At 66.2% G+C, this 23,319-nt stretch carries 26 protein-coding genes and 2 pseudogenes; 19 read left to right on the top strand and 9 right to left on the bottom strand.

Translation table 11 applies throughout. The features are described 5' to 3' along the window. Positions 1–33 precede the first annotated feature (33 nt). The gene (locus GD429_RS41210; protein ID WP_415748950.1) at positions 34–120 is read left to right on the top strand and encodes a hypothetical protein; all 87 of its coding nucleotides are present in this window, start codon (positions 34–36) and stop codon (positions 118–120) included. Positions 121–128: 8 nt separating this feature from the next. Here GD429_RS41210 and yddG read toward each other — a convergent pair. The 3 genes and pseudogenes from yddG to GD429_RS22110 form a co-directional block, all read right to left on the bottom strand. Beyond that, positions 129–617 (bottom strand): annotated as a pseudogene (gene yddG, locus GD429_RS22120) (aromatic amino acid DMT transporter YddG); the annotation flags it as partial. Between the two features lie 238 nt (positions 618–855). Further along, entirely contained in the window at positions 856–1,143 is a 288-nt protein-coding gene (locus GD429_RS22115) for a hypothetical protein (protein WP_152859898.1), read from the bottom strand. Positions 1,144–1,241: 98 nt separating this feature from the next. Further along, positions 1,242–2,927 (bottom strand): purple acid phosphatase family protein, encoded by a 1,686-nt coding sequence (locus GD429_RS22110; protein WP_152859896.1) that lies wholly within the window; start codon positions 2,925–2,927, stop codon positions 1,242–1,244. A 321-nt stretch (positions 2,928–3,248) separates the two neighbouring features. Here GD429_RS22110 and GD429_RS22100 point away from each other — a divergent pair, with 321 nt between their 5' ends. From GD429_RS22100 to GD429_RS22090, 3 genes are all read left to right on the top strand, one after another. Further along, on the top strand, positions 3,249–3,548 hold the full coding sequence (locus GD429_RS22100; protein WP_152859894.1) for a YXWGXW repeat-containing protein: 300 nt from the start codon (positions 3,249–3,251) through the stop codon (positions 3,546–3,548). 244 nt (positions 3,549–3,792) lie between these two features. Beyond that, the gene (locus GD429_RS22095; RefSeq protein ID WP_152859892.1) at positions 3,793–4,578 is read left to right on the top strand and encodes an RNA polymerase sigma factor; all 786 of its coding nucleotides are present in this window, start codon (positions 3,793–3,795) and stop codon (positions 4,576–4,578) included. Next, a complete protein-coding gene (locus GD429_RS22090; protein WP_152859890.1) occupies positions 4,575–4,994 on the top strand; it encodes a hypothetical protein in 420 nt (139 codons plus the stop codon). Before GD429_RS22095 ends, GD429_RS22090 begins: the two co-directional genes overlap by 4 nt. A gap of 13 nt (positions 4,995–5,007) precedes the next feature. Here the strand turns inward: GD429_RS22090 and GD429_RS22085 are convergent, their stop codons facing one another. Then, a complete protein-coding gene (locus GD429_RS22085) occupies positions 5,008–6,060 on the bottom strand; it encodes an RNA-guided endonuclease InsQ/TnpB family protein (protein WP_152859888.1) in 1,053 nt (350 codons plus the stop codon). Positions 6,061–6,172: 112 nt separating this feature from the next. Between GD429_RS22085 and GD429_RS22080 the strand changes: the two genes are divergently transcribed. The 4 genes from GD429_RS22080 to GD429_RS22065 all read left to right on the top strand — a co-directional run bounded on the left by GD429_RS22080 (position 6,173) and on the right by GD429_RS22065 (position 9,770). Next, the gene (locus GD429_RS22080) at positions 6,173–6,676 is read left to right on the top strand and encodes a periplasmic heavy metal sensor (RefSeq protein ID WP_152859886.1); all 504 of its coding nucleotides are present in this window, start codon (positions 6,173–6,175) and stop codon (positions 6,674–6,676) included. Between the two features lie 253 nt (positions 6,677–6,929). Beyond that, the gene (locus GD429_RS22075; RefSeq protein ID WP_152859868.1) at positions 6,930–8,333 is read left to right on the top strand and encodes a DUF1800 domain-containing protein; all 1,404 of its coding nucleotides are present in this window, start codon (positions 6,930–6,932) and stop codon (positions 8,331–8,333) included. 2 nt (positions 8,334–8,335) lie between these two features. Continuing rightward, positions 8,336–9,493, top strand: a complete 1,158-nt coding sequence (locus tag GD429_RS22070; RefSeq protein WP_152859866.1) for a DUF1501 domain-containing protein — start codon at positions 8,336–8,338, stop codon at positions 9,491–9,493. Between the two features lie 58 nt (positions 9,494–9,551). Continuing rightward, on the top strand, positions 9,552–9,770 hold the full coding sequence (locus tag GD429_RS22065; RefSeq protein ID WP_152859865.1) for a YXWGXW repeat-containing protein: 219 nt from the start codon (positions 9,552–9,554) through the stop codon (positions 9,768–9,770). A gap of 153 nt (positions 9,771–9,923) precedes the next feature. Here GD429_RS22065 and GD429_RS22060 read toward each other — a convergent pair whose 3' ends face one another. Both GD429_RS22060 and GD429_RS22055 read right to left on the bottom strand, forming a co-directional pair. Then, the gene (locus GD429_RS22060) at positions 9,924–11,117 is read right to left on the bottom strand and encodes a tyrosine-type recombinase/integrase (RefSeq protein WP_152859863.1); all 1,194 of its coding nucleotides are present in this window, start codon (positions 11,115–11,117) and stop codon (positions 9,924–9,926) included. 87 nt (positions 11,118–11,204) lie between these two features. Next, the gene (locus GD429_RS22055; RefSeq protein WP_152859861.1) at positions 11,205–11,402 is read right to left on the bottom strand and encodes a hypothetical protein; all 198 of its coding nucleotides are present in this window, start codon (positions 11,400–11,402) and stop codon (positions 11,205–11,207) included. A gap of 250 nt (positions 11,403–11,652) precedes the next feature. On the opposite strand from GD429_RS22055, the gene GD429_RS22050 reads away from it, so the two are divergent. The 3 genes from GD429_RS22050 (at position 11,653) to GD429_RS22040 (ending at position 13,349) form a co-directional block, all read left to right on the top strand. Beyond that, positions 11,653–12,153, top strand: a complete 501-nt coding sequence (locus tag GD429_RS22050) for a hypothetical protein (protein ID WP_321574779.1) — start codon at positions 11,653–11,655, stop codon at positions 12,151–12,153. Next, positions 12,051–12,767, top strand: coding sequence for an OmpA family protein (locus GD429_RS22045; RefSeq protein ID WP_321574778.1), 717 nt, complete (start codon positions 12,051–12,053; stop codon positions 12,765–12,767). Before GD429_RS22050 ends, GD429_RS22045 begins: the two co-directional genes overlap by 103 nt. A 186-nt stretch (positions 12,768–12,953) precedes the next feature. Next, positions 12,954–13,349: a DUF4377 domain-containing protein gene (locus GD429_RS22040; RefSeq protein WP_152859857.1), complete on the top strand. Its 396-nt coding sequence runs from the start codon at positions 12,954–12,956 to the stop codon at positions 13,347–13,349. Between the two features lie 9 nt (positions 13,350–13,358). Here the strand turns inward: GD429_RS22040 and GD429_RS22035 are convergent, their stop codons facing one another. Further along, positions 13,359–14,747 (bottom strand): DHA2 family efflux MFS transporter permease subunit, encoded by a 1,389-nt coding sequence (locus GD429_RS22035; RefSeq protein WP_152859855.1) that lies wholly within the window; start codon positions 14,745–14,747, stop codon positions 13,359–13,361. A 461-nt stretch (positions 14,748–15,208) separates the two neighbouring features. Then, positions 15,209–15,934 (bottom strand): hypothetical protein, encoded by a 726-nt coding sequence (locus GD429_RS22025; protein ID WP_193727163.1) that lies wholly within the window; start codon positions 15,932–15,934, stop codon positions 15,209–15,211. Positions 15,935–16,664: 730 nt separating this feature from the next. On the opposite strand from GD429_RS22025, the gene GD429_RS22020 reads away from it, so the two are divergent. The 5 genes from GD429_RS22020 to GD429_RS22000 all read left to right on the top strand — a co-directional run bounded on the left by GD429_RS22020 (position 16,665) and on the right by GD429_RS22000 (position 20,529). Then, positions 16,665–17,246, top strand: a complete 582-nt coding sequence (locus GD429_RS22020) for a hemerythrin domain-containing protein (RefSeq protein ID WP_152859853.1) — start codon at positions 16,665–16,667, stop codon at positions 17,244–17,246. A gap of 445 nt (positions 17,247–17,691) precedes the next feature. After that, complete coding sequence (locus tag GD429_RS22015; RefSeq protein WP_006483056.1) at positions 17,692–17,895, top strand: cold-shock protein; 204 nt, start codon at positions 17,692–17,694, stop codon at positions 17,893–17,895. A 474-nt stretch (positions 17,896–18,369) separates the two neighbouring features. Further along, entirely contained in the window at positions 18,370–18,633 is a 264-nt protein-coding gene (infA, locus tag GD429_RS22010; protein ID WP_034180178.1) for a translation initiation factor IF-1, read from the top strand. A gap of 403 nt (positions 18,634–19,036) precedes the next feature. Then, positions 19,037–20,284, top strand: a complete 1,248-nt coding sequence (locus tag GD429_RS22005; protein ID WP_152859851.1) for an alkaline phosphatase family protein — start codon at positions 19,037–19,039, stop codon at positions 20,282–20,284. Further along, positions 20,281–20,529, top strand: coding sequence for a hypothetical protein (locus tag GD429_RS22000; protein WP_152859849.1), 249 nt, complete (start codon positions 20,281–20,283; stop codon positions 20,527–20,529). Before GD429_RS22005 ends, GD429_RS22000 begins: the two co-directional genes overlap by 4 nt. A gap of 160 nt (positions 20,530–20,689) precedes the next feature. Here GD429_RS22000 and GD429_RS21995 read toward each other — a convergent pair. Continuing rightward, positions 20,690–20,902 (bottom strand): annotated as a pseudogene (locus GD429_RS21995) (4-hydroxy-2-oxovalerate aldolase); the annotation flags it as partial. 312 nt (positions 20,903–21,214) lie between these two features. Between GD429_RS21995 and GD429_RS21985 the strand changes: the two are divergent. The 3 genes from GD429_RS21985 (at position 21,215) to GD429_RS21975 (ending at position 23,313) form a co-directional block, all read left to right on the top strand. Then, positions 21,215–21,463, top strand: coding sequence for a hypothetical protein (locus GD429_RS21985; RefSeq protein WP_152859924.1), 249 nt, complete (start codon positions 21,215–21,217; stop codon positions 21,461–21,463). Between the two features lie 417 nt (positions 21,464–21,880). After that, complete coding sequence (locus GD429_RS21980) at positions 21,881–22,525, top strand: DUF1326 domain-containing protein (protein ID WP_152859847.1); 645 nt, start codon at positions 21,881–21,883, stop codon at positions 22,523–22,525. Next, entirely contained in the window at positions 22,522–23,313 is a 792-nt protein-coding gene (locus GD429_RS21975) for a DUF2182 domain-containing protein (RefSeq protein WP_152859845.1), read from the top strand. Before GD429_RS21980 ends, GD429_RS21975 begins: the two co-directional genes overlap by 4 nt. Positions 23,314–23,319 lie beyond the last annotated feature (6 nt).

Raw genomic sequence — 23,319 nt, 5'->3', positions numbered from 1 at the left:
CGCAAAGGTGACGGCGAACCCGGTGCGAAAGCTATTTGGCTCGGACTCAGAGACGTTCATGTCGCGGCCAAAACCTTACGAGCGTTACGCGCCAGCGGTGACGCCGACACTTCTGTATAAGACGATGGGCCATAGCTCAGCGGATTGTCCGCGACGTTGCGCAGCATGCCGGCCGGATCGAGCCCCTGGTCGCCGCCGAGCACCCAGCAGATGCCGAGCATCGACAGCAGGACGCCCGGCACGACCAGCAGGTTGGCGCGCTGCTTGTTGAACACGATGGCCGCGACCAGCGTCAGGCTCGGCCACAGGTAGTTGACCATCGCGACTTCGATCGCCTGCCGGCCGTTGCTCGCATACCCGATCGACAGCGCCAGGCACAGCTCGTACGAGACGAACAGCAGCCCGCCCCAGAGCAGGTAGCTTTTCGGGAACTTGCTCAGGTCGGGGAAGCCGATCGTAAACAGCAGAAGCACGGACGCCACCGTATAGATCATCGCGGCGCCGCCGGTCGCACCGAGGTTTTCGCTGACCCCGCGGACGAGGGCAACCACCGAGGCCCACAACAGCACCGCGCCGAGCCCGGCGAGCGTTGCCTTGTTCTTGTTCTTGCGCTTCATGCTTCCTGCCTGTTTCAACATTCAAATTCGATTTCGGATGATTCGGTTGCGCTTGCGTGTACCGTCGTCGCGAACGGAAAAATCCGGTTGCGTCCGCAACCGGCAATGCAATACGGCTATTACGCCGAACACGCGTAGTTTAAATGGGCCGAGCCGGGGCGACCGAGCGGTGGACGTTGGTGGGGGAGCGGCCGCGTGCGTGCGGCCGATTGAGGCGTGTGCGGAACGCGGTAGCCGGTCATGCGTCGTCGATGCGCCATGTCGCACCGATTGCCGACAATGCGTGTCCGATCGAGTCGAGCATGGCGTCACGCGTCGTCCCGAGCGTCGTGACGAGGAAGAACCCGTGTTCGTCGGTCGACAGGCCGATCAGCGGCCAGCCGCCGGTGTCATCGCGAATTTCGAGTCGTCGTCGGTCGGGATCGACGTCGATGTCGCGATGCGTTTGCCGTAGCGCATCCGCGATTGCATCGAATGCGTCGGCAGACGACGGCGTGTGGATGCGGTATTCGAAACTCATCTTCATGGGCCGGTGTGCGAGGCACGCAGTCTAACCCGCGTCATGGCACGCCCATTCCTCGATGGCAATGCAACCGGCGCCCGCCGCAGCGGGCGCCAGCCCGATCACCGCTCGTGCCGCTGCTTGCTCAGCTCGATCGTCTCGAACAGCTCGTACTGCGCGGTCGGGTGCTGATCGGCGCCCGGCGCGTGGTAGTAGCGCATCGTGATCGTCGTGTGGCCGCCCGGCTTGCCCGGGTCGTGGTCGAACACCGCGATCCCGTAACCGGTGCCCGTATCGCGGCGCGCGGACCAGATCGCATCCTCGAGCGCATCGGCCGGCTTGCGCACGAACGTGTTCGGCGCGGTGCCCGGCACCGGCCGGTTCGGCTTCGTGAACACCTTCGCCCGCGCAAAGCCGGTCGACGGGTTCTCGCCGTACACGTCGAGCGGCGCGCTGGTGCCGCCGCCGCCGAGGATCAGGTGGATCGTGCCGTGGCTCGTGTCGAACGTCGTGCGGTCCGGGTCGTTCGAGCCGACCGGGCGCGGCTGCAGCGTCTCGACCACTTCGCCGGTCGTCGCGTCGACGCCCGCACGGTGATTGCAGCCGCGCACCGGGTAGCTGCGCTCGTAGTCGTGATCGTGGCCGCACAGCACGAGGTCGACGCCGTAACGATCGAACAGCGGCAGCCATGCCTCGCGAATGCCTTTGTCGGAACCGTTGCCCGTCTTCGACGAGCTGAGCGCGTCCTGGTGCATCTGCACGACGATCCAGTCGATGTCGTCGTCATGCGCCGCATGGCGCAGCGTGTGTTCGAGCCAGCGCGTCTGCTCGCCGTTGCTGTAGCCGCGCACGTAGAACGACGTGCCGGGCTCGATCGGCGGGTGGCCCGTGCTCGCGGCCGGCACGAGCGGGGCGGGGCCGCCGACGAACGCGGCGGCGTCCTGGTACACGACATCGTCGGCGTCGAGCGACACGAACAGCACCGAGCTCACGCGGAAGCTGTACCAGCGGCCCGGGAAACGCGTACCGTTCTCCGGCAGCGTATAGCGCGCGAGATACGAGTCGAGCCCTTGCGGACCGTTGTTGAACTCGATCTCGTGATTGCCGGGGCACGGCATCCACGGGCGATTCGCGGCCGACGTCTGGTTGTTGTTGCCGAAGTCGCGCCACACCTCGGGCTGGTGCGCGGGGTTCAGGTTCGCGTAGCAGAGGTCGCCGTTCAGCAGGTGGAACAGCGGCTGGAACTGCTCGACGGCCTGCACCGCGAAGCGGCTCTGCGGCGACGACAGCACCCATGCGCCGTTCGGCGTCGCGAGATCGCCGTAGCTCGTGAAGCGGAACGGTGCGCGGCCGCGCGGCGCGGTCGAGAAATTCGCGGCGAACGGCTGCGCGGCATTGCTGTCGTTGTCGGCCGTGATCTCGTAGCGGTAGCGCGTATCCGGCTTCAGCCCGTGCACGCGCGCGTGGTACGCAAACACGGTTTCGCCGTTCAGGCCGTCGGTGTACAGGCGCTGGACGCCGTGCACCGTGCGCGGCGGCTCGCCGTCGGCGACGATGCGCGCGCGCGGATTGACGGCCGGTGCGAGCGACGCCCACGAGATCACGACTTCGGACGTCGGGTCGTTGCCCCACGTCAGATGGACCTGCTCGGGCGTGCCGTCCGGATTCGACGCGGCGGCCCGGGCGGCCGCGAGCCCGCCGGCAGCGGTCGCAAGGCCGGATACGCCGGCGAGTTTCAGGAAGCCGCGACGCGACACCGACGCGGCCGGCTCGTTCGGCTGATCAGGGAGAGTGTCCTGGTTCGACATGGTCGTGTTTTCGTTGATGGGGGCGCGAAAAGTGGAACCGCTCGGCCATGCGCGAGCGCGGCCGGGGCGTGGGCCGGAAACGAGCGGGATCCCGGTGACACGCATTGTCGACGGGCAGTTTTGCCGCGTTGTGACAGCACGGCAAGCCCGTGTGTGGCGGCCGATACGCCGGCTCGCGCGTCGCGCGGCATCCGGCCGCTCCAAAGCGCGTTCAGTCCACCCGAAATTTATTCGCCGACACCGCGACGGATTTCTGTTGCCCGCTCCGTTTAACGCATGAACGGCCGCTTCCGGTCGATGCCCGTTACTTCGGAGTCTTTCATGAAACTTTCTGTTCCATTGCGGTTTGCCGCCGGATGCGTGGCCGCGCTGGCGGCGTCCGCCGCCTTCGCGCAGGCCGTCATCGTCGCGCCTTACGCGCCGCCGCCGCCGCGCGTCGAAGTGATGCCGGCGCAGCGTGCGGGCTACGTGTGGGACCAGGGCCACTGGCACTGGCGGCAGGGGCGCTACGTATGGATTCCGGGCCACTGGCAAGTGGTGCGCGTCGGTTATCACTGGGTGCCCGGGCACTGGGCCGCGCGCGGCCCGGCCTGGCGCTGGGTGCCGGGCCACTGGGCCTGACGCATATACCGCCGCGCACGGAATCGTGCCGGCGCGGCGGATCATTCACGCAATCTCGTGAGTCGAAGCCATGCCTTTTCGAACCATCGTGATAGTGGCGGCCGCGGCCATCGTGCTGGCCGGCTGCGTCGTGGTACCGGCGCGTCCGGTGTATTACCGGCCCGCGCCGGTCGTCGTATATTGAGTGCGCCGGCCGACGGTCGCGCGACCACCGGGCGACTCATGACCGGCCGACAGGATCGATATGCCGCGCGAAACGGATGTCGATGAAACGGACATGGCCGACGCCGTGTGCGACGCCGCGCACGATGCGCGCGGCGCCGCCGAACCGTCGGCGTGGCGCCGCGCGGCGATGGCCCGATGCATGCAAGGAGAGCACGACGATGAGCTTCAGCCGGGCGGCGGGCACACCTGCCGGCACAGCGCGACGCAATCGCGCTGCGCGACGGAGCAGGCGGCGTTGAGCGATCGCGGCGACCGCGATCCGGACGCGGAACTCGTCGCGCGCGTCGGCGCGCGCGATTCGTCGGCGGTGCGCGTGCTCGTCGCGCGCAAGCTGCCGCGGCTGCTCGCATTGGCGACGCGCATGCTCGGCGACCGGAACGAAGCCGAGGACGTCGCACAGGAGACGTTCTTGCGAATCTGGAACCAGGCGCCGCGCTGGCGCGAAGGCGAGGCGCGCTTCGACACGTGGCTGCATCGCGTCGTGCTGAACCTGTGCTACGACCGGTTGCGCGGCCGGCGCGAGGAGCCCGTCGATACGTTGCCCGACGTGCCGGACCCGCAACCGGAGCCGGCCGCGCATGCGGAACTGCGTTCGCGCGATGCGCGCGTGCGGCAGGCGCTTGCCGCGTTGCCGCCGCGGCAGCGGGAAGCGCTCGTGCTCCAGTACTATCAGGAAATGTCGAATGTGGAAGCGGCCAACCTGATGGGCATCACCGTCGATGCGCTGGAAAGCCTGCTCGCCCGCGCGAGGCGCAACCTGCGCGCGCAACTGGCCGGCGACCCACCTAGCGAGGACAAGCGATGACACCCGAACGATTTCGTACCATCGTCGCCGCATACGGCTCGGACGCGCGGCGCTGGCCGGACGGCGAGCGTGCGGCCGCCGAGGCGTGGGCGCGCGCGAACCCGCGCGAAGCGCTGCTGGCGCTGGACGATGCCGCCGACCTCGATGCATGGCTCGCGTACGACACGGTCATGCCGCCCGCACCGGCGCTCGTCGAGCGCATCGTCGCGACGGCGCCCGCGCCGCAACGCGCGCGGCGGCGCGGCAACGTGTGGTGGTCGGGCGCGGCGTTCGCGGGCGTCGGCCTGGCCGGCGCATTGGCGGGCGCGGTGGCCGTGTCGATGCTGATGCTCGGCAGCGTGCCGACGTCGCCGCACGAGCCGGATTATCTGACGACGACGTTCGGCGGCCCGAGCGTGGATTGGGGTGGTGATTGACGTCCTCCCCCGTTTAAAGGCGGGGAATTCCCACAACTGGCGATGCACGTCCGCATCGGAGAATGTTCAACGCAGCATTGGTATCTCGATCATGCTCGACACCGCAGTTACTGCAGGTCCACTCTCTTATTCGCAGCCCCGCGATACCTTTCGGCCGCGTCGTGCTGTCTTTCGACCTGCACGCCGAACAGGACTGGGTAGAACCGCTTTCGTCCACTTCCTCGAACGTGACCCCGTGCGCTATCGCTTTGTAACGGAGCTTGTGGCGGAAGGACGACCAGGATACGTCGTTGACGCTCTTCGCCATCCTGGTTTTGGCGAGGCTGGTGGGCGATACGTTGCCGACCGCGATGTAATCGAAGCGCCGCACCAGGGCGAGCGCGAGCTTGTGCTGGAAATCGGCGCGGGCATTTGCCACCTTCGCATGCAGGTTTGCGATATGGCGCTTGTGCTTTCGCGCTCGCTGAGCTTTTGCCAGCTTTTCGGCCGCGCGGTGGCTGAACCGGTCGTTGGGCACCTTCTCGCCAGTCGAAAGTGTGGCGAAGTCTTTCAGGCCGAGATCGATGCCGACGCCGGAACGGATTGGGCGCGCCGGAACATCGGGCATCTCGATCACGATGTTGAGGAGCCAGTTGCCGCGCGCATCCTGCGCAAAATTGGTCCCATCCTTGATCTTGCCTTCTGGAAGCGGCCGACTGTTGAACACGCGGAAGGTGTTGCCGGCAAAGCGAAACGCATCGCCTTCACGCTTCAGGTCACGGCCCTTCAGCGGCAACCAGCCAAGCGACTTCCTGCCGCGATAGCGCAAGTAAGGGCGACGGTGCTGGCTGCGCGACTTCGCGTATTGCTCACAGGTTGCGTTGACCATACCGGAATGGATGCCGAGTTCCTTGCTGCTGCCGGTCGTCAGCCTGTTCAGATCGAACCCCGTCGGCCACTTTTTACGCCACTTGAGCGAGTGCTTCTGCGTGTCGTTGCAGAAGTTCCAGACGTAGTTCACCGCACGGCTCTGTTTGTTAAGCAGTCCGTTGAGCGACTTCACGCGGTAGCGGTAGACAAGAATCATGTCGGTCACTCTACCGTTGGGATGCTGTTTGTCAACGGCACTCCTTTCCTCCCCGCCCTATGCCCCGTAGGAATCTCCCTTGGGAGAGGGGTGGGGTTTCTCGGAGCAACTGATGAATGAACGTGGCTGGAAATTCATCCTCGTCGGCTCGGTCGTGCTGAACGTGTTCATGCTCGGCGCGATCGGCGGCGGCGCGTATCAGTGGTTTTCGACGCATCGCGACCTGCACGCGGAGGGCGCGCCCGCGCAACGCACCGCGTTGCGTTTCGCGGCGGACGAATTGCCCGATGCGCGGCAGCGCGAGTTTGCCGCCGCGCTGAAGGCCGCGCGCAAGAACGGCCGCGATTTCGCGCGGGAAGGGCGCGACGGCCGGATCACCGTGCTGGACCTGCTCGCCGCGCCGCAACTCGATCGCGCGGCGATCGACGCCGCACTGGATCGCACGCGCGCCGCAGATACCGCGATGCGTGTGCAGGTCGAGCGCAGCGTCGTCGATTTCGCGGCGACACTGACGCCCGAAGAGCGCGTGAAGTTCGTCGACGGATTGCAGCGCAGCGGCAACTGGCGTCTGCCGCCGAGACTGCAGAAGAAGCCGGACGCGTCGGCGAGCGAGTAAGTAAGCATCAGGCAGGGTGACACGCGACACGCGATACGCGTGTCGCCGGCATTCGCGTTCGGTCACGCGCAATGCGTGCACGGGATGAATCGCATTGCTGTTGCGCGTCGATGACTTGCGCCGTTGCAGTGCATCACCGCCACCGACTTTCCCGTTCCTCGCTTCCCCGAACCAAAAAATATTCGCCATCCGCGCGACGGATTTCCCTGCGTGCCTGCGTTAAACGTGGGTACGCACCGCAAGAGAGCCCGTCATGGACCACCCGAACGACACCACGCCGGCCGCGATCGCGCTGAACCGCTTCGGTCTCGGCGCGCGGGCCGACGAAGCGCCGCCTGCCGACCCGAAGGCGGCGCTCGTCGCGCAATTCGACCGTTACGACGCGCGGCCCGCCGCGTGGGCCGGCGAACCGGATGCGGTCGCGCTCGCGACGCGCTTCGCGAACGCGCGCAACGCGATGACGGGCGACGACGCGGCCGCGAAGCGCGCGACCGCGCAATCGATCCGGCGCGACGGCTACGACGCGTATCGAAGCGCCGTAGCCGCACGACTGAACAGCGCGCTGAACACGCCCGCGCCGTTCGTCGAGCGTCTCGTGCATTTCTGGGCGAACCATTTCGCGGTGTCGGTCGACAAGGGGCAGGTGGCCGCGTACGCGGGCGCGTTCGAACGCGACGCGATCCGCCCGCACGTGCTCGGCCGCTTCGAGGACATGCTCGTGGCTGTCGAACAGCATCCCGCGATGCAGGTCTTTCTCGACCAGGCACGCTCGGTCGGCCCGGACAGCCCGGCCGCGCTGCGTGCTGAAGCACGCAATCCGTCGGCGAAGCGCGGGCTCAACGAGAACCTCGCGCGCGAAATCATGGAACTGCACACGCTGGGCGTGCGCACCGGCTACACGCAAGCCGACGTGACGGAATTCGCGCGCGCATTGACGGGCTGGAGCATCGCGGGCGGACGCGGGCCGCAGCCGGGCGATGCCGCGCCCGGCGCGTTCGTGTTTCGCCCGAAGCTGCATGAACCGGGCACGCGCACGGTGATGGGGCACACCTACGACCAGCCGGGCGAAGCGCAGGCGCGCGCGATCCTGCACGACCTCGCGCGGTCGGATGCGACGGGCCGGCATATCGCGTTCCAGCTTGCCCGTCATTTCGTCGCCGACAATCCGTCGCCCGCGCTGGTCGACCCGCTGGCCCGCGCGTTCGATGCGAGCGGCGGCGATCTGCCGACCGTCTATCGCGCGCTCGTCGATGCGCCCGATGCGTGGTCGCCGGTCAACCGCAAGTTCAAGACGCCGTGGGAGTGGGCCGTATCGTCGCTGCGCGGGCTCGGCTGGCGCGAGATGGGCGATCGGGGCGACCTGAAGGCCGCGCCGCTGCTCGCGCAGCTCGGCCAGCCGGTGTGGCGGCCGGGCTCGCCGGCCGGCTACGACGACGTCGCTGCGAGCTGGGCCGCGCCCGACGCGCTCGTGCGCCGCGTCGAGATCGCACAGCGCCTGGCCGCGCGTACCGGCGACAGGCTCGACCCGCGCACGCTCGGCAACACACTGCTCGCCGGGTCGATGAGCGCGCCGACCGCGACCGCGCTGGCGCGCGCGGAAAGCGCGACCACGTCGCTCGCGCTGCTGCTCGTATCGCCCGATTTCCAACGGAGGTGACCATGGCCCTGTCCCGCCGACAATTCCTGAGCGTTGCCGCCGCCGGCGCAGGCGCGATCCTCGTCGCGCCGCGCATCGTGTTCGCGAACGTCGAGACAGACCGGCGCTTCGTGTTCGTGATTCAGCGCGGCGCGGCCGACGGCCTGAACATCGTCGTCCCGTATGCCGAACCCGCGTATGCGTCGCTGCGCGGCGCGCTCGCGATCGATACCGCGGCCGCGACGCGGCTCGACGGCACGTTCGCGCTGCATCCGTCGCTCACGCAGACCGCGCAGCTATACCGCGACGGGCAGGCGCTGTTCGTGCACGCGATCGCGTCGCCGTATCGCGACCGCTCGCATTTCGACGGGCAGAACGTGCTCGAAACAGGCGGCCGCGCGCCATATCAGGTGAAGGACGGCTGGCTGAACCGGCTCGCCGCGCTGCTGCCGGCGACGCGCGAAAGCGCGATCGCGTTCGCGCCGACCGTGCCGCTCGCGTTGCGCGGCACCGTGCAGGCCGCGTCGTATGCGCCGTCCGGTTTGCCGGCCGCGCCGGACGACCTGCTCGCGCGCGTGTCGGCACTTTACGAGGTCGACGCGCAGCTTGGCCCGCTGTGGCAATCGGCGATGCAAGCGCGCGGCCTCGCCGGCGACGCGCATGCGCGGCAGGATCCCGCGGGTGTCGGCAAGCTTGCCGCGACGTTCCTCGCGCGCGACGACGGCCCGCGGATCGCGATGATCGAAACGGGCGGCTGGGACACGCATAGCGCGCAGAACGCGCGGCTCGCGAATCAACTGAAGGCGCTCGACACGATGCTCGCCGCGCTGCGCGACGGTCTCGGGCCCGCATGGCAGCAGACCACGGTGCTGGTCGCGACCGAGTTCGGCCGCACGGCCGCGGCGAACGGCACGGGCGGCACCGATCACGGGCAGGCGTCGGTCGCGATGCTGGCGGGCGGCGCGGTCGCGGGCGGCCGCGTGATCGCCGACTGGCCGGGGCTGCGCCCGGGCGACCTGTATGAAGGCCGCGACCTGAAGCCGACCGCCTCGCTCGATGCGCTGATCTCGGGCGCGGCTGCCGAAAGCCTGCGGCTCGATCCCCGCCGCACCGCGTCCGCGCTGTTTGCGGAAAGCGGTGCGACGCGGCCGATGACCGGCCTGATTCGCGGGGTGGCGTGACGCGGCGCGTTGCCGCGTTCGTCCCCGCCAAACGATTACACAACAGGGAGAATCGACGATGAAGATCCGATCCGTTTCGCTTGCCGTGCTGGTGTGCGCGAGTGCCGTGCTGATGTCCGCCTGCGTGGTGGAACCCGTGCGGCCGCCGCAGCCGGCGCCGCTCGTCGAAGTGGCGCCGCCGCCGCCGGCAGCCGGGTATCGCTGGGCGAAGGGGCATTACCGGTGGGCCGGCAATCATTGGGCGTGGGTGCCCGGGCACTGGGTGGCCGTGTATTGATCGTGTGAGACGTGCCGCGCGGTTCGCGGCGAGGGTGCCGGGAAGCGGGCTCGAACTCGTTCACCGAACGCGGGTGCGAACCGCAAGTCGGCCTCGGCCTCGACATCGACATCGACATCGACGGGACGCTGCCGTGCGCGGCGCGAGAATCGCCTACCACCCGATCCGGTGCTTCTCCTCCGTCTCGCGATGCCGCCAGTCGTCGTCCGCGTGCAGGTACTGGCTCGTCGTCGTGAGCGACACGTGGCCGAGGTTGTCGCGCACGAGCCGCAGGTCGACGCGGCCGTCGGCCATGTGCGAGCCCGCGCTGTGGCGTAGCCAGTGCGCGGACGCTTGTTCGAGCACACGCGCCTGTTCGTCGCCGGCTGCGCCGCTCTCGCGCAGCCGGTCGGCCGCGTGCCGGAACACCTGCTTCACGATCCGGTGCAGCGCCGCGCGCGTGAGCGGCTTGCGCGCCTGGCCGAGCGGCAGTACGAGCGGCGTGGGCTCGCCGTCGCTCGGCAACGCGGGCAGCCCGTGCGCGCGCCGGTAGCGCGACAGCTCGGCCATCATCTCGTCGGTGGCCGGCACGAGCCGCTGCCGGCCGCCTTTGCCCGTCACGTCGAGCCACCAGCGGTCATGCCCGTTCGCGTCGCGCCGGCAGAAGAACTGGCCCATCGTCGTGTCGGCCGCTTCGGTGATGCGCAGCCCGCCGAGATACAGCAGCGTGAACAGCCAGCGCGCGCGATCCGCGTGGAAGCAGGCTCGCGCGTCGTCGCGCGGCATCGCGACGATCGCGTCCTTGACCGACTGCCACAGCGGTTGCCCGAGATGGCGCGTGACGCGCGGCGCGGGACGACGCTGCCGCTGCCGCGACAACGCAAGCGGATTGCCGGCGAGGTAGCCGGCCTGCACGAGCCACGAGAACATCACGTTCAGGATCACCAGCGCCTGCCGCTGGCTGGCCGCCGACAGCGGCCCGTAGAACGGCCGCCAGCGCGGGTCGTCGCGCGGATGCTTGCGGCCGCCGTTCGCGCACCACACATCGGCCGGCGCGGGCGCGAGCAGGAACTGCCGGTAGACGACGAGATCTTCGTGCGTGAGCGACGACAGCGGCTTGCCGCACGCGATCACGGCCCACAGCAGCAGGCGCTCGGCTTCCTTGCGGTAGTTCTGGAACGTGGTCGGCGTATCGACGAAGCGCGCGAGCCATGCGCGCACGGCGTCGAGATCGTTGGTCGCGGCGATCTGCGGATGCGCGCTGCCCGAGCGGTTGGTGCCCGCGCGTCCGTCGAGCGCGGCCGGCACGGTCAGCGTATCGATCGGCAGCGGGCGCAGCGCGGCGCCGGACGGAACGGGTGAGGTCATGCGAAGCGGGGGGCGCTGTGTGGGCCGCGCGGGCGGACGAAGGCAGCGCGACAAAGCGTATCGGGAAGCGCCGATGGTACACGATCGTCATGCGGCGTATGCCGGTGCTTCGACGTCGAAGCGGACCAGGGTCCATTGATGCGGATCACTGACGTTCCGCTGATTCTGCAAATTCACTCGCGAGGCTGGCCGTATCTCCGCGCTCGAACCCCCCATGACCGCGATCGCGCGCGAAGTGCGGTCGGTTTTTCCGCACGACATGGCAGATTCGATGGCATCGGGCATGTCCACGCCGTGCGCAGTCCCTTGTTTTTTCAAGGAGCCACCGGACAGTCGGAAATATTTACGCTCGAATCGCGCCACGGGAATATGCCCGCGACGGTTGTCGAGCCTTACGAAAGACGTGTATTCTCCCTACAAATTCATAAACTCAAATCCGAGACACAGCCAGGGTTCCAGCGCCGGAACGGCAATGAGAGAACTCGTTTCGTAATTGACGCACGCTACCAATAACCTTAAAAAAAGGACGGTTCCCGTGACACCAATTAGAAACGCAGCAACCATCTGCACCGTCGTGGGGGCGCTGCTGGCGACCGCGGCACTTTCCGATACCGCGTCGGCTCAGGCGCCCGCGGGGTCTTCCTCCGCTACGCCGCTGGCTGTCGGGCTCGTTTCGAGCGGCGTAGCCGAAGCGCAGGCAATCGAGGCGATCCGCGAAGGCGATATCCTGACGATCAAGCTGCGGTTCAAGCCGCTCGTCGCAAACAAGGTGGAAGTGCTCTATAGCTCGATCAGCAAGAGCGACTACGAGAACGGCATCTACGTGCTCGCAGGCAACAAGAAGCACTTGCTGCTGACGGACAGCAACAACCAGCCGCTGGCCAGCCCTCGCGTGGTTCTTAGCACATCGAAGGATTCGCCGAGCGCGGGCACGTGGTACGGGAGATTTCCTGCTCCGCCGAAGAACGTCACCAAGGTGTCGTTGTCGATTCCGGGTGTGGAAGCGCTCGACGGCATCAAGATTACCGATCGCTGACCATGGCCGGAGCGATCATATCAATCGTGGCGCTGATCCTGTCGGCGACCGCAGTCGGCGGTGCCTTCGCGCAAGCGCCGCCGGCGCATCGCGACATTCGGGATCTCAACGCAACCGTCCTGGACGTGAAGGGATTCTCGTCCGATCTGAACAGCACCGTATCGGATCTGTCGGCCAGGGCATCGGGGCTCGCGGCACGGCACGACGGCCTGTCCGTGCGCGAGGACAAGGCGACGGTACGGGTGTCGATGCTGGGCGACGTCCTGTTCGACTTCGACAAGGCCAGCATCCGGCCGTCTGCCGAGCCGACACTCGACGACATCCTGCGGCTCGCCGCGTCCGTTCCGTCCGGGGCGATCGTGATCGAGGGGTATACCGATTCGAAAGGATCTGCCGCGTATAACAAGACGCTGTCTTTCCGTCGCGCGAATGCCGTGGCCGACTGGCTCACGTCGCACGGGATGAAGAAGGCGCGTTTGTCGGCCAAGGGGCTGGGGGGCAGCCGACCGGTCGCGCCCAATACGCTCAGGAATGGCGCGGACAATCCGGACGGCCGTGCACTGAATCGCCGTGTCGAGTTCGTGTTGCCGAACGACGCGAAACGCGCGAAGTAGGCGCCCGGCGTGCACATGCGGACCGCCGGCTACGATGCGCGCGGCTGAACCGGAGCACGGTAACGTGTCGGCGTGCGCGCGACATCGCACGAATGAGGGGGAGAACGCCGGCTGTAAGGCATTTGCGAACTTTCCCGCCGCGCCGATCGTCTAACCGCCCCTCCAACGCCTCCAGAGAAACATCAGATGCTTCGCCATTCCAGAACGCTGCTCGGCGCTGCCGTGATTGCCGGCAGCACGCTCCTCGCCGGATGCCAGACCGACGCGGCCGTCACGGCCCCGAACGCGGGCCGCCCGAACGCGGGCCGCCCGGCCGACGGCCGGCCGGTGACGAAGACCGTCTATGTCGCGCCGCAATCCGCGCGCTGCACGGGCGTCGCACCGATGGAATGCCTGCAGGTGCGCAGCAGCCCGAGCGAGCCGTGGAGCCTGTGGTACGCGGGCATCGAGGGCTTCGCGTATCAGCCCGGTTACCTGTACACGCTCGAAGTCGACGAATACCGCGTCGCGCGGCCGCCGGCCGACGGTTCGTCGATCCGCTGGGTGCTCAAGCGCGTCGTCGAGCGCCGCCAGGCGAACTGACGGCCGCGCTCACGCTGACGATCGCGCCGCCGCACGGGCCGGCGGCGCGGCCGTATCGATCCGCCGGAACACGACGGACGACAGCAGCGTGACGGCGCCCATGCACGCGAACGACAGCATGAACCCGCGCCCCATCGAGCCCCACCAGCCGGCGAACAAGTTGACGAGCCCGCCGCCGATCGACACGCCGAGCCCCATCGCCAGCATCTGCATCATCGTGAACAGGCTGTTGCCGCTGCCGGCGTCGTCATGCGACAGCCCCTTCAGCGTCACGCCGTTCATCGCCGCGAACTGCATCGAGTTCGCGGCGCCGAACACGATCAGCAGCACGATCTCCAGCACCGGCGCGGGCCGCGCGGACACCAGCGCGAACCCCGCGATCGCACAGCCGACGATCCCCGTATTCACGACCAGAAACGTCGCGTAGCCGAAGCGCTTCACGAGCGGCGCGATCCAGCGTTTCGCGATGACGCCCGCGATCGCGGCCGGCAGCATCATCAGCCCCGACTGCAGCGGCGTATAGCCGAGCTGCACCTGCATCAGCAGCGGCAGCATGAACGGCACCGCGCTCGTGCCGATCCGGCACAGCAGGTTGCCGAGCAGCCCCGAACCGAAGTTCGGCTCGCGAAACAGCCCGAGCCGGAACAGCGGCTGCGCGCGCCGCCGCGCATGCGGCAGGTAGGCGAGCGCGCTCGCCAGACCGAGCATGGCGAGCCCGGCCGCCCAGGCCGTGCGATGCGCGGGCATCGGCGGGTCGATCGCGAGCGACAGCGCGATCATCGCGACCGACAGCAGCGCACAGCCGACGAAGTCGAACGGCGGCGGCTGTTTCGCCTGGTCGTGCGGCAGGTAGCGCTGCACCGCGATGAAGCCGATCACGCCGACCGGCACGTTGACGATGAACACCCAGTGCCATGAAATCGCCTGCGTGAGCCAGCCGCCGAGCGTCGGCCCGACGATCGGGCCGAGCTGGCCGGCGATCGACACGAACGCGATCGCCGCGACGTACTGTTCGCCCGGCACGCGGCGCAGCACGGCGAGCCGCCCGATCGGCAGCAGCATCGAGCCGCCGATGCCCTGCACGGCGCGCGCGACGACGAGCTGGCCGAGCGTATGCGATGCCGCGCAGCCGATCGACGCGAGCACGAACACGAGAATGGCGACCGAGAACACGCGGCGCGTGCCGAACCGGTCGGCGAGCCAGCCGGACGCCGGCGTGAGCATCGCCATCATCAGCGTGTAGGCGACCACGACGGGCTGCATCGCGAGCGGCGACGCGTGCAGGCTTTGCGCGATCGAAGGCAGTGCGGTGTTGACGATCGTCGTGTCGAGCGACTGCATGAAGAACGCAGCGGCGACGATCCAGAGCAGCGCGGAGTGTGTGGGTTCCCGGGACATGGCGAAATGATGGTGCGAAGGCCGGGCGCGGGCGGCGCCGTTGTGCGGTCGCGCGGCGCCTGTCGGCCGTCAAGCGCTCGATGGTACCGATTCCTGTGGCCATCGGGAAGCTGCCTGGAGACATCGATTGTCATCGGCAATGCCGCCGACAATGCGCGATGCTCGATCCCGTCCGGCGTAGCGCACCTGTCGCGCGCGATGCGCCCGCATTCCTGCACGCGCGCCGTCATGTCGGCCGTTTCTGCGAAATCACGAGCAGCGCGCTCGACGAGACGCAGAAGATGCTTGCGCTCAAGCGCTTGGGGGAAGACGCACGACCTCGGGCGGGCGGCCGTGTTTCTGGCGTCGGACCGGGCAGATTACATTACCGGGCAGCAGTTGAACGTTTCGGAGGATATGGGTTGTAGCGGGTGTGAAAAAGCCCGCTCGGGCGAGCGGACTTCGGAGTCGCTTGACGCGTATCAGTTGTCTTGGACGGTGACATCGCCAGTTTGTGCGATCTTTGTCAGTATGCGTTTCTGGTATGCGTACCACGATGTCAGGCATTCCTTGTCGCGACAATTTTTCTCCCGGAAATTCCACTGTTTGCGTGTTCGTTCAACAAACGCAGTTTTGTCGATGACGGCATCTTTCGCTTGTTGGTATGTCGCTGCGAGATCCCGGTCGGCGGCTGCAAGATCCGCATCGTGACAGATCAGGAATTCAGGAATGGACTTGGCTTTTGCACAGTCGAAGCTCGTTTGTTGCAGCGGGGCAGCCATCGCATCGCTTGCGGGTTGATTGGCAATCGGTTGAGCGACAGGCAGGTTCGATTGTGTCGAGGGCGTGATGTTCACTGACGGCTGCGATTGATTCAACGCTGCCGTACGTTGACCGTAGGGAGTCAGTTGTCCGGACATCGCGTCTTCGATCATTGCGCCGATCAGGGAGTTAGGTACGACCCGCACTGTTTCGGTTTTTAGAATCGAGTCGCCGGCCATGGTTTGCGACTTGGCGAAATTGCACGGAGCCTCGCAGGTAATGCGATTCGAAATGTTTGGATTATCCTCGTCGACCAACAGCAGAATATAGCTGCCGTCCCTCAAGCCGACGTAGCGCATCATGACAAGCGCCTTCGTTGCTTTTCCTGCTCTCACGTCGTCTTCACTGAGCGCTGGCTCGTAACCGTACGTGCCATTCTGGCTCATCGCGTAATTGTGTGAAGGGGGCGGAGGCGCAGCAACTACCGGCTGCGGCGGTTGTTGTGGCGTGGTGGTATCGCTGGACGCACTGGGGCTCGTCGCTGACGATTGAGTGCTGTTGTCGGATTGTTTCGAATTACAACCCGCTACCATGGCCGCAGCCAACAAAAGAAGTGCGATGCGATTCACAATTTCCCCGCTAGTCGATTGGTCTTATTAACTGCCGCTGGCTAGCCCGGATTACTAGAGGTGCGTTGCATCTCCGGTGATTTTCTGGTGGCCCGGTTGATCGCTAGATCGGCTTTGCTCTTGGTCGTTGGATTGTACTCTGACACCCGGTTCGGGCGTCGTTATAGAAAGCCGATAAATCAGCACATCGTGATTGTGCTCGCTTCACGGAGCGGCACGTCGATATGTGCGATCGAGGACGAGTATCACGAACACGATACGAACGCTCGGTGCGAAACCATGCTCACGGTTGCGCAAATCGCTCGAACGCGTCGAAGAATGATATGAATACACCGACTAGGGATCTGGTCGAAGAGCGCTGACTCCGCGGGCCACGATGTCCGCATAGATCGTTGATTTCCATCAAGGCTGTGGCGTCGGCTTGCTTTGATGTCGGGCTGCTGATGAACGACATTGAAAGTGTCGACACTGGCTCTTGTACTTGCTGCCGGAGTGGCGCAGCGGGTCGATTCGCCGGTGCATTTCACGTACTGCCGCGGAGCTTGACATGTCATCGCACGGGCCGCGTAGGGCCATCGCCATCATTTTCCGTGAGCATGAGCAATTGTCTACCGTGATCGACGGCATGCGGCGGTTTGTCCATCTTCTGACGACTGGCAAGCCCGCTCCGGGTCTCATGGTGTTTCGGGCCATGCTTTATTACATTCGTGAGTACCCTGAGAAGGTGCATCATCCCAAGGAGGAGCGTTACTTGTTTGCGCCGCTGCGGGACAAGACAAACGAGTTTGACAGTGTCATTGACGAACTGGAATCTCAACACGCGTTGGGAGAATTGAAGTTGATGAATCTGGAGCACGCATTGACGCGCTATGAGCTGAAGGGGGCTCCGGCACTTCGTGCTTTGCAAGCCAAGGTGGACGAATATGCCGAATACTATGCCGATCACCGGTGTATGGAAGAGACGTTGATTTTGCCCGCCGCCGGACGCCTGCTGACGGCGGAAGACTGGGCCGAGACGGACGCCGCCTTCGGAGCCAATCGCGATCCGTTCGACGGGAGCGAGCTCGAAGACGATCTCGACAAATTGTTTTCGATGATCGTCAATACGATTCCGGAGACGGAAAGTTAGCGGCTCGGTGATGTCTCTTTCGGTGCGGGCCGTCTCATGACGCAAACCCGGATCGAAATGGCGGCCGCGCAGTTGAGCAAGTGTTTTATCGGCGTGCAGGTCAGGCGCGCGAAAAAAGCGACGCGCCACCGGCGTTGCAGCACGTGTTCGAGCCGCGGTAAAAACCGGCGGGCCGGCCGAAAATCGGGGGCGCATCGGAATTCGCTCCGTCGGCCGGCAACACCCGCCACATAAGGCGCGCGCGTCGCCCGTGCGCGCGCGTCGCACCGAAAGAGCTTGACGGAATGGCCGCTACCGCGTAGTGTCCGTGACCGAAGTCTTCAAGAAGTTCGATTGCTCATCATTGGCCGCACTCCGTGTGCGGCAGTCGTTGGTCTCTCCCTCTTTGATTCTTTCTGTGCCTGTCACGGGCGCATGTTCAATTATTCGTATTAAGGAAGTATTTGTGGATACCGGTACCGTCAAGTGGTTCAACGAAACCAAGGGCTTTGGTTTCATCTCCCCCGACAACGGCGGCGACGATCTGTTCGCCCATTTCTCCGAAATTCGCGGCACGGGCTTCAAGACCCTGGCCGAAGGCCAGAAGGTCAGCTTCGAAGTGAAGCGCGGCCCGAAGGGTCTGCAAGCGTCGAACATCACGCCGCAGTAAGCCGCATCGGCATCGGCCGCCGATCGGCGGCGGGTGCCGGATGGAGTATCGCGCGGGGCGCCGCTGTTCCGGCGGCCTGCGCGTTCCGATGCGCACGACCGATGCATCGCGACATTCTCGATGCATCGGTCGTGACGCCTCCCTCATCGCATGCGTGACCCGCGTGCGACACAACGCCCGCGCGAAGCGAGCGCCGCTTCGCCAGCGCATCACCGCTTTAACGCATCAACCCGAGCAGACCGCCGCCATGCCGTAGCAGCCGGCGCGGTCCCGACTACTTGCGCGGCGCTCATCGCGCCGCCGCCACCGACCGCCCGAACGCCGCAACGCGCCGGGCTCCGATCGCAAGACAGGCCCGTGGCCCGTCTGAACGAACCGATACCCGGCAGCCTGCCGGCCGTCGTCCCGTTACGGGAAACGGCGCCGGGCAGATCGCCGCGGCCGCGGTCAATCACCTTGTCTGGAGGAATTGGTTTGGCAAAAGAAGAACTGCTGGAACTGGACGGAATCGTCGACGAAGTGCTGCCGGACAGCAAATACCGTGTCACGCTGGAAAACGGCGTCGTGGTGGGCGCGTACGCGTCGGGCCGCATGCGCAAGAACCACATCCGCATTCTCGCGGGTGACCGCGTGACGCTGGAACTGTCGATGTACGACCTCACCAAGGGCCGCATCAACTTCCGTCACAAGGACGCGAACTCCCCGCGTCCGCAGCGCAACAGCGGCCCGCGCCGCTAAGCGACAGGATCGGGCGCGCAGCACCGCACCGATCGACTTCCGTCCGGCCACGCGGCTGGACGAACCCCGGATGGACGGCACGGGTCGTGCCGTTCGTCGGTCGCCTGCGGCGTTGTCACGCCGCGACGGCCTAGGTCGCCTCTCCGATCGAACCGCCCGGTTCGGATCGTCGTTTTCCCCTCGTACTCGTTGATTCGCTGCGCATTGCGCCCGCCAGCCACGTCGGCCTCCGGTCGAACACGCACGCCGCGCACGCATTGTGCGTCGCTTTACGCGGATGCGGCACGGTCGTACACTCGTCGGCAATTCGCGGCCCGCGCGTGGCTTTCAATCCCTTCAGTTGCTTTCAGCGGGCCAACGACCGTGCCAGCCGGACATTCGTCGCGCGACGCCAGGAGGCGCCATGAGTGCAGACGCAGCCCCCGCATCCCCGCCGGTTCAGGGTCGCATCCAGCATGTGTTCGTGCTGATGCTCGAGAACCGCTCGTTCGATCACCTGTTCGCACTGTCGGGCATCGCCGACATCGTCGCCGCGTCGCCGGGCGACAGCAATGCGTATGGCGGCGCGGTCTATCCGTTCGGCGGCGGTGCGCCCGACCGGATGCCGACCGATCCGTGCCACGAATTCACCGACGTGCTCGAACAGCTCTGCGGCGCGGGCGTGCCGTTCGTGAAAGGGCAGGCTTATCCGGGCGTCAATAATTCGGGATTCGTGTCGAACTACGCGACGTCGCATTCCGAAGGCACGCCGCCGCAGCCGGCCGATGCGGCCAAGATCATGCAGGGTGCCGACGTGCGGACGCACGCGCCTTCGCTGTACGCGCTCGCGAATGCGTTCGTGCTGTGCGACGCGTGGCATGCGTCGATGCCGGGGCCGACCTGGCCGAACCGCTTCTTCCTGCACGGCGCGTCGTCGGCCGGGCTCGATCATTCGCCGACCAAGATAGAAATGGGCGGGTGGGAGGCGTTCGACGGCTTCCGTTATCCGAAGGGTTCGATCTTCGACACGCTCGGCGACGACAACTGGCGCATCTACCAGGACCAGTCGGGCGATCCGCTCGGCCACGTGCCGCAGGTCGCGTCGCTGAAGGGCGTGAGCTTCGTCGATATCGACGACCTCGCGCACTTCGAAGCCGATCTCGCGGCCGGCTACACGGCACGCTACACGTTCATCGAACCGGGCTACGGCGACATCGTGCACGGCACCTACCAGAACGGCAGCTCGCAACACCCGATGGACGGGCTGGCCGGCGGCGACCAGCTCGCCGCGCGCGTGTACAACGCGATCCGCAATTCGCCGGTGTGGAACCGCAGCCTGTTCGTGATCGTCTACGACGAGCACGGCGGCTTCTACGATTCGGTCAGGCCGGGCACCGCGCCGCCGCCGAACGACGGTGCGGCCGCGACGCTGAACGCGAGCGGCTTCGGGTTCGACGTGTACGGCCTGCGCGTGCCGGCGATCGTGATTTCGCCGTGGGTCGCGGCCGGGAAGGTCGACCACACGCCGTACGATCATGCGTCGGTCGCCGCGACGCTCGAGCGCCTGTTCGGCCTCGCGCCGCTGACCGACCGCGACCGCCTCGCCAACGACCTGCTGGCGCTCGTGACGACTACCTGCCGCACCGACTGCCCGCAAAGGATTGGATCATGAGCACGACCCCGGCCCCGGACCCGCGCGATGCGCTGCCCGTGCGCGACGGCACGAGCCTGATCGCCTATCTGCACATCCTGAAGAAAGCGCATGCGGCGCTGGTCGGCCACGACAATGCTCATCTGCGCTTCAGCGAGATCGTGACGCGCGGGCAGGCGCGGCAATACATCGAGGAGTTGATGCCGAAGCTGCAGCAGGCGCGTGCGGAGCATCGGCGGCGCCGGCACGGCGGGAAGCATCGTTGACGGGTATGGCGGCGCGCGGTTGGGGCGGTGTGAAGTCGGTGCCTGACCGAGAGAGACCGTGGCGTATCACGCGGCCGGCCGCGCGCCGCACGCCCCTCCGGTTAAAGGAGGGCTTGCGCCCCGTTCACACCGCTTCCGGATGGCTGCAGGCCGCGTTCGATTAGGCCGTCGCCTGCCGCGCCCGCACCATCGTCAGCGCCGCGTCCTCGATCACGTTCTCCTGCCCGCCGCCGAGCCGCTGCCGGCCCAGTTCGACGAGGATGTCGTGCGCGTGAATCCCGTACTTCGCTTCCGCGCGCTTCGCGAACAGCAGGAACGACGAGTAGACGCCCGCATAGTCGAGCGTCAGCGCATCGCGGTCGAGGCGGATCGACGCGAAGGCGAACGGCACGCGGATTTATCAGCAGTCGGTGGAGGATTGTTTGAGGCCGCTCAGGCGAATCGACGGATCAGCGGGGCGGCGGCGGACGGCGTTTCGTCGCACGCGCAGGCCGCCCGTCGCTCATGTTCGGCATCGACGAGCGGTGCGATGGTGTCCTGCTTCGTCGCGGCCGTTCTCCGTTGTTCTTGCGATGTCGCCGATCGCTCGCGTCCGCCGGTCGATCGGGCCGATACCGGATCGATTGCGTCACACGTCGCCGTTGGCTTAAGATCGGCAGCAGTTCATCCCACGCCTTCAGCGCCAATGAAAACGAGCATACGCCTGCGGGTGGCCGTCATTACTTCCGCCTTTGCGGTTTTCAACGTCTACATGCACATTCAGCAATTCATCAGCGGCTGCATGTGGGTCAGGGGCCATCAGCGCTGCAGCTTCGAAAACAGCGCGAATTTCGAAGGCTGGATGGATCTCGACCTGCTGGTCACGTGTTGCTGGGTCGCCGGCGCCGTGATGGGCTGGGTGGCCGTCGCAGAGGCGGCCAGAAAGCAGGGTTAGCGGCGCGACGGCCGTATGCGACGAAACGGCCGCGACATGACGCTCGATCGATTCGACTCCGTCAATCCGTGACAACGCGTATTCGCCGCTCGATGGCGAAGCCGTTCCCGATCCATTCGAACCGAAAATGAACTCGCGGGCTGCTGTCGGCGGACGAGATCATGGCGATCCTCGGCGCGTGTTTCCGTGCGGCGCGAGTGCGGTGCGGCGTGTGATCGTCGCGTCGCTGTTCGAGTGAGATCCGGGTGTGACGGCGGTGGCCGGAACCGCCTTCCGCGAGCGGTTCGAAATGTCATACCGGAGGCCGGAGCGCAACGGTTTCGCGCGTCGAACCGGGCCTCCGTTCCGGCTTTGATTTCCCCGATGGCGTGCACTAGATTCGAAGCGTTCATTTGTCACAGTGCGCGAGGTGGAGCCATGACTCCGTGGGAAATTCAGGGTACCGAATTGATCAGTTGCAATTGCTCATACGGTTGTCCTTGCCAGTTCAGTGGGTTGCCGACCCACGGCAATTGCGAAGCGATGGGTGCGATTTCGATCGACAGCGGCCACTACGGCGACGTGGTGCTCGACGGCGTCAGGATCGCGGTCGTGTTTCAGTGGCCGGGGGCGATTCACGAAGGCAAGGGCAAGTGCCAGCCGATCGTCGACGAGCGCGCGAGTCCGGCACAGCGCGAAGCGGTGCTGAAGATCATGACCGGTCAGGATACCGATCCGTTCGCGACGATGTTCTCGGTATTCGCGTCGACGCTCGAGCAGGCGTTCGAGCCGATCTTCACGAAGATCGATTTCGACGTCGATGTCGATGCGCGGCGCGGCCGGATTCATGTCGACGGGGTGTTCGACGTGGCGGGCGATCCGATTCTCAACCCGGTGACGGGCGCCGAGCATCGCGTGCGGATCGACCTGCCGAACGGTTTCGAATACGAGCTTGCCGAGATCGGTTCGGGCACGGGGCGCTCGCAAGGCAACATCGCGTTGAATCTCGACGGAACCTACGCGCAGTTCGCGCGGCTGCACCTGAACAACCACGGGCTGATCCGGCATCGCGTCGCGGCATGACTCCGTTCGACACCTGGCTCGGGCGCGAGCGCGTCGTTACGCTGCTCGGCATGGCTGTGCTCGTCGGCGTGTGCTGGTTCTATTTGTGGACGGGCGCGGGAACCGGCATGTCGGCACTGGAGATGACGACGGTCGCGCTCTTTCCGCATCGACTGGCGGACGGCATGGGCAGCATGGATCCGTCGCTGCCGACCGTGATCGCGATGTGGTGGGTGATGATGATCGCGATGATGACGCCCAGTGCTGCGCCACTCGTGATGCTGTATCGGCGCGTGCTGCGGCATCGCGGCGCGGACGGCTCGGGTGCCGCGTTCATGTCGATGTCGCTGCTGGCCGGTTATCTGGCCGCATGGCTCGCGTTCTCGATCGGCGCGGCGTTGCTTCAGGCGCTGCTGCAGCCGGCCGGGCTGATCTCCGCGATGATGCTGTGGTCGAAGAGCGCCGTGCTTTCCGCGGTCGTTCTCGCGCTGGCCGGGCTCTATCAATTCTCGCCGCTGAAACGCGCGTGCCTTCGGCAATGCCGCGCGCCGGCCGGTTTTCTGGTCGCGCACTGGCGTCCGGGCGTCGCCGGCAGCTTCCTGCTCGGCGCGCGGCACGGCGTGTATTGCGTGGGCTGCTGCTGGTTGCTGATGGCGCTGCTGTTCGTCGGCGGCGTGATGAATGTCGTCTGGATTGCCGCGCTGTCGCTGTTCGTGTTTGCGGAAAAAATCCTGCCCGGCGGCGATCTGGTCGGGCGCGTGCTGGGTGTCGTGCTGATCGCCTGGGCTGGTGCGACCTTGTTCGTTTGAACGGGT

The sequence above is a fragment of the Burkholderia sp. BE17 genome, from assembly GCF_009362305.1.
Taxonomy (GTDB): Bacteria; Pseudomonadota; Gammaproteobacteria; order Burkholderiales; family Burkholderiaceae; genus Burkholderia; species Burkholderia pyrrocinia_C.
Note: the sequence above shows the minus strand (reverse complement) of the source record. Positions and strands in the feature narration are given on the sequence as shown.

Coding starts and splice junctions, on each gene's coding strand:
- GD429_RS21980 (WP_152859847.1), top strand. CDS start 21,881: ATGACTCCGTGGGAAATTCAGGGTACCGAATTGATCAGTTGCAATTGC.
- GD429_RS22115 (WP_152859898.1), bottom strand. CDS start 1,143: ATGAAGATGAGTTTCGAATACCGCATCCACACGCCGTCGTCTGCCGAC.
- GD429_RS22035 (WP_152859855.1), bottom strand. CDS start 14,747: ATGTCCCGGGAACCCACACACTCCGCGCTGCTCTGGATCGTCGCCGCT.
- GD429_RS22040 (WP_152859857.1), top strand. CDS start 12,954: ATGCTTCGCCATTCCAGAACGCTGCTCGGCGCTGCCGTGATTGCCGGC.
- GD429_RS22075 (WP_152859868.1), top strand. CDS start 6,930: ATGGACCACCCGAACGACACCACGCCGGCCGCGATCGCGCTGAACCGC.
- GD429_RS22100 (WP_152859894.1), top strand. CDS start 3,249: ATGAAACTTTCTGTTCCATTGCGGTTTGCCGCCGGATGCGTGGCCGCG.
- GD429_RS22110 (WP_152859896.1), bottom strand. CDS start 2,927: ATGTCGAACCAGGACACTCTCCCTGATCAGCCGAACGAGCCGGCCGCG.
- GD429_RS22025 (WP_193727163.1), bottom strand. CDS start 15,934: ATGAGCCAGAATGGCACGTACGGTTACGAGCCAGCGCTCAGTGAAGAC.
- GD429_RS21985 (WP_152859924.1), top strand. CDS start 21,215: ATGAAAACGAGCATACGCCTGCGGGTGGCCGTCATTACTTCCGCCTTT.
- GD429_RS22065 (WP_152859865.1), top strand. CDS start 9,552: ATGAAGATCCGATCCGTTTCGCTTGCCGTGCTGGTGTGCGCGAGTGCC.
- GD429_RS22055 (WP_152859861.1), bottom strand. CDS start 11,402: ATGCCCGATGCCATCGAATCTGCCATGTCGTGCGGAAAAACCGACCGC.
- GD429_RS22080 (WP_152859886.1), top strand. CDS start 6,173: ATGAATGAACGTGGCTGGAAATTCATCCTCGTCGGCTCGGTCGTGCTG.
- GD429_RS22095 (WP_152859892.1), top strand. CDS start 3,793: ATGCCGCGCGAAACGGATGTCGATGAAACGGACATGGCCGACGCCGTG.
- GD429_RS22000 (WP_152859849.1), top strand. CDS start 20,281: ATGAGCACGACCCCGGCCCCGGACCCGCGCGATGCGCTGCCCGTGCGC.
- GD429_RS22020 (WP_152859853.1), top strand. CDS start 16,665: ATGTCATCGCACGGGCCGCGTAGGGCCATCGCCATCATTTTCCGTGAG.
- GD429_RS22005 (WP_152859851.1), top strand. CDS start 19,037: ATGAGTGCAGACGCAGCCCCCGCATCCCCGCCGGTTCAGGGTCGCATC.
- GD429_RS22070 (WP_152859866.1), top strand. CDS start 8,336: ATGGCCCTGTCCCGCCGACAATTCCTGAGCGTTGCCGCCGCCGGCGCA.
- GD429_RS21975 (WP_152859845.1), top strand. CDS start 22,522: ATGACTCCGTTCGACACCTGGCTCGGGCGCGAGCGCGTCGTTACGCTG.
- GD429_RS22085 (WP_152859888.1), bottom strand. CDS start 6,060: ATGATTCTTGTCTACCGCTACCGCGTGAAGTCGCTCAACGGACTGCTT.
- GD429_RS22090 (WP_152859890.1), top strand. CDS start 4,575: ATGACACCCGAACGATTTCGTACCATCGTCGCCGCATACGGCTCGGAC.
- GD429_RS22060 (WP_152859863.1), bottom strand. CDS start 11,117: ATGACCTCACCCGTTCCGTCCGGCGCCGCGCTGCGCCCGCTGCCGATC.